The 7171-nt window shown below is 46.6% G+C and carries 5 protein-coding genes and 2 pseudogenes; 3 read left to right on the top strand and 4 right to left on the bottom strand.

The window, feature by feature from the left end; all coding sequences use genetic code 11:
- The 3 genes and pseudogenes from pntA to BZG14_RS15735 form a co-directional block, all read right to left on the bottom strand.
- Window positions 1–365 (bottom strand): annotated as a pseudogene (pntA, locus tag BZG14_RS14190) (Re/Si-specific NAD(P)(+) transhydrogenase subunit alpha); the annotation flags it as partial.
- 312 nt (window positions 366–677) lie between these two features.
- Window positions 678–959 carry an HlyU family transcriptional regulator gene (locus tag BZG14_RS14185; protein ID WP_077523163.1) on the bottom strand — a complete coding sequence of 94 codons (282 nt, stop codon included), beginning with the start codon at window positions 957–959 and terminating at the stop codon, window positions 678–680.
- A 141-nt stretch (window positions 960–1100) separates the two neighbouring features.
- A complete protein-coding gene (locus BZG14_RS15735) occupies window positions 1101–1274 on the bottom strand; it encodes a hypothetical protein (RefSeq protein ID WP_167369488.1) in 174 nt (57 codons plus the stop codon).
- A 348-nt stretch (window positions 1275–1622) separates the two neighbouring features.
- On the opposite strand from BZG14_RS15735, the gene BZG14_RS14180 reads away from it, so the two are divergent.
- Window positions 1623–2555 (top strand): hypothetical protein, encoded by a 933-nt coding sequence (locus BZG14_RS14180; RefSeq protein ID WP_198532070.1) that lies wholly within the window; start codon window positions 1623–1625, stop codon window positions 2553–2555.
- Window positions 2556–2785: 230 nt separating this feature from the next.
- On the opposite strand, the gene BZG14_RS14175 is transcribed toward BZG14_RS14180, so the two are convergent.
- Entirely contained in the window at window positions 2786–4534 is a 1749-nt protein-coding gene (locus BZG14_RS14175) for a bifunctional metallophosphatase/5'-nucleotidase (protein ID WP_077609035.1), read from the bottom strand.
- 116 nt (window positions 4535–4650) lie between these two features.
- Here BZG14_RS14175 and BZG14_RS14170 point away from each other — a divergent pair, with 116 nt between their 5' ends.
- Both BZG14_RS14170 and BZG14_RS14165 read left to right on the top strand, forming a co-directional pair.
- Window positions 4651–5553 carry an NAD(P)-dependent oxidoreductase gene (locus tag BZG14_RS14170; protein WP_077609034.1) on the top strand — a complete coding sequence of 301 codons (903 nt, stop codon included), beginning with the start codon at window positions 4651–4653 and terminating at the stop codon, window positions 5551–5553.
- Window positions 5554–6295: 742 nt separating this feature from the next.
- Window positions 6296–7171: pseudogene (locus tag BZG14_RS14165) on the top strand (hypothetical protein); the annotation flags it as partial.

The following is a 7171-nucleotide window of genomic DNA, read 5'->3' as shown; positions in this document are numbered from 1 at the left end:
TCCATGGCCATCACGTTCACGTTCTGCGCAGACAAACGTTCGAGTAATTCTTCGTTTTGAGCGGGCCAAATAAAGCTAACCAAGGTGGTGCCTGCCTGCAGCAACGCCACTTCATCTTGGCCAGTCTCTTCAATTACGCCTGGTGCATTAACTTTAAAGATGATGCCAGACTGCCAGGCAGCGTCTGTATCAACAATGCTCGCACCAGCTTGTTCGTACGCAGTGTCTTCAAAGCTTGCTTGTTCGCCTGCTCCCTTCTCTACTACGACGTCAAAACCGAGCTTGATAAGCTGCTCAACCGACTTAGGTGTCGCAGCTACCCTCGTTTCATTAACGAGCCTCTCTTTTGGAACACCAATCTGCATAGCTATTCCCTGAATGTTGGCTTATAAGAAATTTTTTTGGTTATCACAGGCGCGAAAACCGCAGCCTGAAATAGGTTCACTGATAAAAATAAGCATTCCAAGCGGTTTTATTCGCTTATCACGCTGTTGCGGTCTGTTATCAGTGCTTCGTGCTTAGCAACGCAACAGTGTTAACTTAACGAGTTTATTCCTTAATCACCACAGGGCGGGGATCGCCATTGGGGCATAAATGTGATCTGGGCTACACTTTATCCGAATTAATTGCTTATAGTTATGCATTATTTTTGCTATCGCGCGATTCGTTGACGCCCCTCAATCAAATAGTCGATCACCGTTTTGATCAATCATCATTTTTGCTTTTGTGACCATCAAGCTGTTGGCATCTTCCTGACTTCCCAGCAAATCTGAGCGAATAAACCTATGGGTGAGTACCTTGTCATCAAGTGATTTGCAAATGCGGCCACTAACACGATATTGACCATTTTCGGCGGTCGATTCAGGATARATTAAATACCCTTGGTATTCCGTCGGGGTGACTGACGCCTGTGATTGTTTTTCGCTTCCCTTGGAAAACAGTGCAGAGAACCATCCCATCTTTTGTACTCCTCAATTAATCGCATTCGTCGGCTTGGTAAGCCACTCATTGTTCGTAAACGCTCGGTGACGATTAAACCATAAAAAAAACGCCACATCTCGATGATGTGGCGTTTCGCGTTCTATCCGTTTTAAGTCGTCTTATCGGTTTATACCAATATCACGCTGCAAATGTGCCGGTAAACGACTGGCATCATAAGCGGGAGCGTGCGTGCTGCGAGTAAACAGCACATCCATGGCGTGAGCGATCAGTCCTTTGATTGTTACCGCGTAAGATCGACGAGAACGGGGCATATTAACCGTTGCAGTCGTCATCAGATCCTCGCTTTGTTGTCTTAATCACTCGTCGCAAATTATAAGGTGCTACCCCGAGATTTAAACTGATGAAAATTAAACCAATGGATTAGTTTTTCTAATCTATCATGCTTGCAGGTTAGCACGTATTCATTATGTTAAGTTGCAGTAAAATAAGCGAATCACTYACCTGACCTACAAGCCATCAATGAATTCAGTTTGTCTGTTTGAATTCACTGCTCGCTCCCTTACCCTGTCTGAATTTTTGTACGACAAAGCGTATTAATCATTGAAAAAGACTATTTTTCATTCGATTAGCTATGTAAACCTGATAACATCGTGATTACACATGTGACCTAGGTGTTGACCATGCTCGCGTTTCTYGCCAAACATTCAGCGTTGTGTCTTTTTATTGCCGCATTGATTGGCTTTGCCTTTCCGAGCGTCTCGTTAGCCTTATTTCCGTTTTTACCTTATGTGCTATTCGCCTTGATGCTGTTTACCCTGCTTGGCATTCATCAAGGTCTATTAGTGAAAGCGTTAGCCCGGTGGCAGGTCTGGGTGTACGCATTAGTTCACTCAGTGCTACTCACCGTACTCACTTGTTCTCTCGCGTGGCTACTCGGCGCGTCTACCTCTTTGTTACTTGCAATCAGTGGCATTTGCGCCACTGGGTCTTTGTTTGCAACGCCTGCCATCATTCGTTCTTTGGGAATGGACGCGCTCATCGCCATGGCCTACACCATCGCGTCAACATTGCTCATGCCTGTCGTCTTATTCATCAATCTCACGGTGCTGTCAGGTGATGATTTTTCATTGGATCTAAAAAGCTATGCGGTGCGATTGGTGATCTTTATTTTTGGTCCCATGCTGTTTGCCGCGCTTTTTCACGCGCTGATCAAACCAGAAAAGCTCAAACGCATTCACAGCAAACTGGCACAGTTTACCATTGTGCTGGTGTTCAGTTTTCCATTAGGGCTAGTAGGGCCGTTCGGGGCAATGTGGCAAAACGACTCAGGCTACGCGTTGGAGCTTTTAGCCATTTCAGTTGCAATTTGCATACTTTTTTTCATCATTGCGTATGGGCTATATCGAAAACGGGGGCGGGAGGCGAGCATGATCGCCGCCGTATCGGCGGTCAATCGGAATGTATTGCTAACGTACACCGTTGCCGGTGCCGCGCTGGGGCCGGCATTTCTACCATTAATCGGCGCCATACAGCTGCCCATTTATTTACAGCCGTTGTTAGTGCGCTGGGGAACCCGACTCAAACAGGTTCCCCCGCAATCCGCGGATCAGTAAATAAGTTAAATGACTGGCACAAAGTAAACAATCGATGCCCAAGCCACCAACCAAAAACTGATCAAGCCGATATCAAACCAATCACGTTTTTCCATAACCCCTCACCTTTCGATAGTGTGTCGATCAATTCAGGTTCACTCTATGTATCGACAATCTTGTCAAAAACTTAAACGGCAATTGTCTGCCGTCAACACCAAGCTGACTATCAAATAAGCAAGGGGCAGGCCAAGTTATTTCCCCCAGCAGGTTTTCCTCTCACCAGACGTTCGGAGGTAACACACTAAAGGCTCAGCAGGCAGTGCTAACACTGGCTGCTGACGTGCATAGTCAATAAAACACTCCGCCATGGATAAACCAATCGAGCGACGTTCACCGGTTTGAATCGCATCGTATCCCTCTTTTCCTTGCGCGGTATAAGATGACGACACACCCGTGTATTGTCGCTCATCATCTATGGCTATCCAGTGATTACCGCGTTTTATCTCGAGTTGGGTCACCCGCGTGCCCATCGGCTGCCACGCTTCGTAGCGATAGCGTATATCGGCGCAATACGGAAAACTGCCCGACCCGAGGCCCGTTATGCCATTATCTGTCGCATTGTTGATCGCGCCTTCAATCGCACGACGGATCTGTGCGCCGGTTACCTGGTAGGCGATCACGTCAATAGCAAACGGTAACAACGCGCCTGCAATTAAAGCAGCAGAGAGCGGCCCGGCGTTTAAACTGACTCTCACGCCACCCGCATTATGAATAGCAAAATCGGCTTCAATGCCTTGCTCACGTGCCGCCCATAAAAAGCTTTTTGTCACCAGTGGCGCCACTTCGCTGCCGCCCTCGCTGTCAGGTACGCGTACATGACGGAGTCGTTGCGGCACCTGAGTGACAATGTCACTTTCTAGTTGCGCCACATGGGGACGGTAGGTGCGCTGTAGATACTGCTTCAACGCGAGATCACTGGGTAAAATCAATACATTGTCTTGTCGGTTGAGATAGGCTCTCACTGCTTGATACGAACCTTCGGTCAATTGCTGCTCCCGCGAGGCATCCATCGCGAGGCTACGGCCAAGCAATAAGTAGTTTTGGCCTTCAAAGGCAACTGGCCGACCTTTTTCATCAATAGATAACGTAAACCGGCCAATGGCTTGCGCATGGCAGCCCGCTTGCACAATCCAGGTATCGTTGATTTTATAGCCGTAGGGATCTTCTTTCGCCAAACCAAGGTTTTGAAAGTCTCCCTGCAGCACATGGGTATGACCGCCCACAATCACATCAATCCCATTAACCGCAGCCGCTAGTTCCTTGTCTTTGTCATAACCCAAATGACTCAATAAAATAATGGTATTCACGCCTTGTTGGCGCAAAAAAGCCACGGTGTTTTCGGCGATGCGTGTTGCCGGCAAAAAAGGAGTATCGTGATCAGGGTGAGCCAGTGCCGCCATTTGCTCAACCGCTAAACTGAAGATGCCCACTTTGTGCCCGGCATAGGTTTTGATGAGTGTACTCGCGCGCTCCTCCGGAGCGATATATGGCAATAAAGCGGGTTTGTCACTGACACGCTTATCCTTGTCTTTTGACTCATCCGCCACATGCCAATTCCCCGCAAGTAAAGGGAATTGAATATCATCAAGAAAGTCGGCCACGGGGCCATTCCCTTGGTCAAGCTCGTGATTACCAATCGCCATCGCATCAATACCGAGTCGATTCAGCAAATCTGCATTCGCTTTACCTTTGAATAAGGAGTAATACAGAGTCCCTTGAAAGCAATCCCCAGCATGTAAAAAAAGGAAGGCATGATCATCCTGCTTAGCCTGCTCGCGAAAATGTGATACCGCAGATGCAATGCGTGCGAACCCGCCGCTATTGGCATAAACCGGTGTCGCCTTGTCGTCCAGGTTCAGTGAGACAGGGGTGGACTCAAAGTGAGAGTGGGTGTCGTTAATATGCGCGATCGTTAACGAGAAAGGTTGTCGTGCTGTCATAATTATCCGTGCCACAACACAAAAGAAGATGATACAAGCTTATCATCGACAAATACAACAAAGGTTAAGTTTCTGATAAATTAACCCCAAATTAACGACAAGGAAGCAAGATAACCATGCAACTCAACAATACCAAGGTAGCCTTTATTGGCCTAGGCGTAATGGGCTTTCCAATGGCCGGGCACCTTCAACGCCACGGCTACCCAACTTGCGTCTATAACCGCACCACCGGCAAAGCCGAAGCTTGGTGCGACACCTATTCAGGCATATATGGAATGACGCCCGCCGAAGCTGTGGCTGATGCTGATATCGTCTTTATGTGCGTGGGAAACGATGATGACGTACGCAGTGTGGTGTATGGCAATATTGGTGTGTTGGCCAATATGAAAAAAGGCAGTACGCTGGTCGATCACACCACTACCTCTGCTGAGCTTGCCCTTGAGTTGGCACAAGTATGCGAGCGTCAAGGGCTAAGCTTTCTCGATGCCCCCGTCTCAGGCGGCCAAGCCGGTGCGGAAAAAGGCGCACTCACTATTATGGTCGGTGGCAATCCAACTGTGTTCAGTGACGTTGAACCCGTCATGAACGCCTATGCCAGTGCCATCCAGCATATAGGCCCGCATGGCAGTGGCCAGCGCTGTAAAATGGCCAACCAAATATGTATTGCCGGCGTCTTACAAGGCTTATCCGAAGCACTCACCTTCGCGCAATCCGCTGATCTCGATATCGAAAAGATGCTCAATGCCATTAAGCACGGCGCCGCAGGCTCTTGGCAAATGGAAAACCGTGCCTTGACCATGGCGGAAGACAGTTTTGATTTTGGCTTTGCGATTGATTGGATGCGTAAAGATTTGGGCTTTTGTTTAGAAGAAGCCGCCAAATTAGGCGTGAACCTTCCTTTGACCGAGCAGGTGGATCAACAGTACAACAAGTTACAAGCGCGCGGCTATGGCCGTTGCGACACCTCGGTCCTGATCAAGCAGTTTGATAGAGATACCAAACCATCTTCATCGACCTGATTCAAACACGCGCCTTTCCTCGGCACTTGAGGCCGAGGAAAGGCGAAACAAGGTGTATACTAAAGTTAACCAATAAGGAGGGGTGTAATGACAGCTATCTATGTAATCTGCGCCATCGCCATGATAATTGGCCTGTTCACCTTATACGCACCCTCTATTGAAAAATGGTGTGATAAGCAATTAAGCCCGAGAAAGAAAGACCTGAATTCAGGTAATAAGTGCAACAATCATGATTAAACGAATGAGAGAGGATCAACTGTTAGTCATATGCTTCACATCGCCAGATCAAAACGTGGTTACCATGAATGACTAACAGTTGACCGAGGCATTATTGGTCAAATCAGTCACCTACCGCTCTAATTCCGTGAAAATTATCCCACCACTTACCTCTATGTGACTAATGGGCATATCGAGCTTATAACTTTGCTCATTGCGTTAACCTTGATCAATGCTGCATCAAGGTGTGCATTGTCATCGCATGAGATCAGTAGGAAACCCGTAAACCATGCTCTCAATAGCTTATCAACTTATGAGAAATGCCGAAGCCAGCTATCGAAAACTGGAAGAATTTAAATAACTCGTGGACGGCATCTAAGAATTGAAATTTCGTGATGGTATTCGCGAAACGAAGAGAAATAAGCATGAAAAGCCTGAGAAATCAGAGAACGCTGAACAACAGATTTGATCAAAGCTTCATCATATATCAAGCTATCTCGACTTATCATTAATGGAATTTGTTATTATGAAAAAGACGGTATTAGCTATATCAGTGATTGCGTTTTTAACCGGTTGTGACTTAGATAGCGATAGCTCGTCGTCGAACACTTCGTCATCAGGTTATACAGTGACTGGCTTTGATGGATATCTGCAAAATGCGGTTGTTTACATCGAAAAGGATAACAAAAGTGGATTTAGTGATCCCTCTGAGTTTATGGGTTTAACCGATGAATCTGGTACATTAACGCTCGACAACACACCTTCTGAAAAACTGTCTCTACAAACTTTAGTTCTTGGAGAGCCTGCACAACAAGTGCTTGCAGGTATGGATAGAAAATATGAAACGGTTTACACAACCGACTCAGATCGTCCTTCAATGCCACTCGATAACGAATATACACTTCATACAACTGAAGGCGCGGAAGTAATATCGCCATTGACGGATCTTATAGTATTAAAGATGGAGAATGACAAGACGGATGTAGATACAGCAATTGATTCGATTCAGGGAGCGCTAAGTCTTCCTTCGGATTCAGATTTATACGTTGACTTTATTGATAACGGAGATAATAAGCTTCATAAGACAGCTCAAATCTTGGCAGACTCTAAAGCTAAAAGCCCAGACAAGTATCAATCAAATCCACGTGACTTCGTATTGGACGCAAAAACCGCCGTTGAAAAGCTGACTGATGATAAAATATCCGATCCGCACTATCGCATGACCGTAGACGGTGATAAAGGGTCGGACGATTCTCTTCCGACCTCATCAGATCCTTCTGTCAACCCCGACGTTTTTGAATCAATACAAGAAGAGTTTGATGCGTTAGATCTGACAAACGGTGACACAGTTAACAGGCCGGATACTTTATTCACAGCAGACTTAGATGATTTATTCATAGAC

The organism is Salinivibrio sp. IB282 (assembly GCF_001995685.1).
In the GTDB taxonomy this organism is placed as follows: domain Bacteria; phylum Pseudomonadota; class Gammaproteobacteria; order Enterobacterales; family Vibrionaceae; genus Salinivibrio; species Salinivibrio kushneri.
Note: the sequence above shows the minus strand (reverse complement) of the source record. Positions and strands in the feature narration are given on the sequence as shown.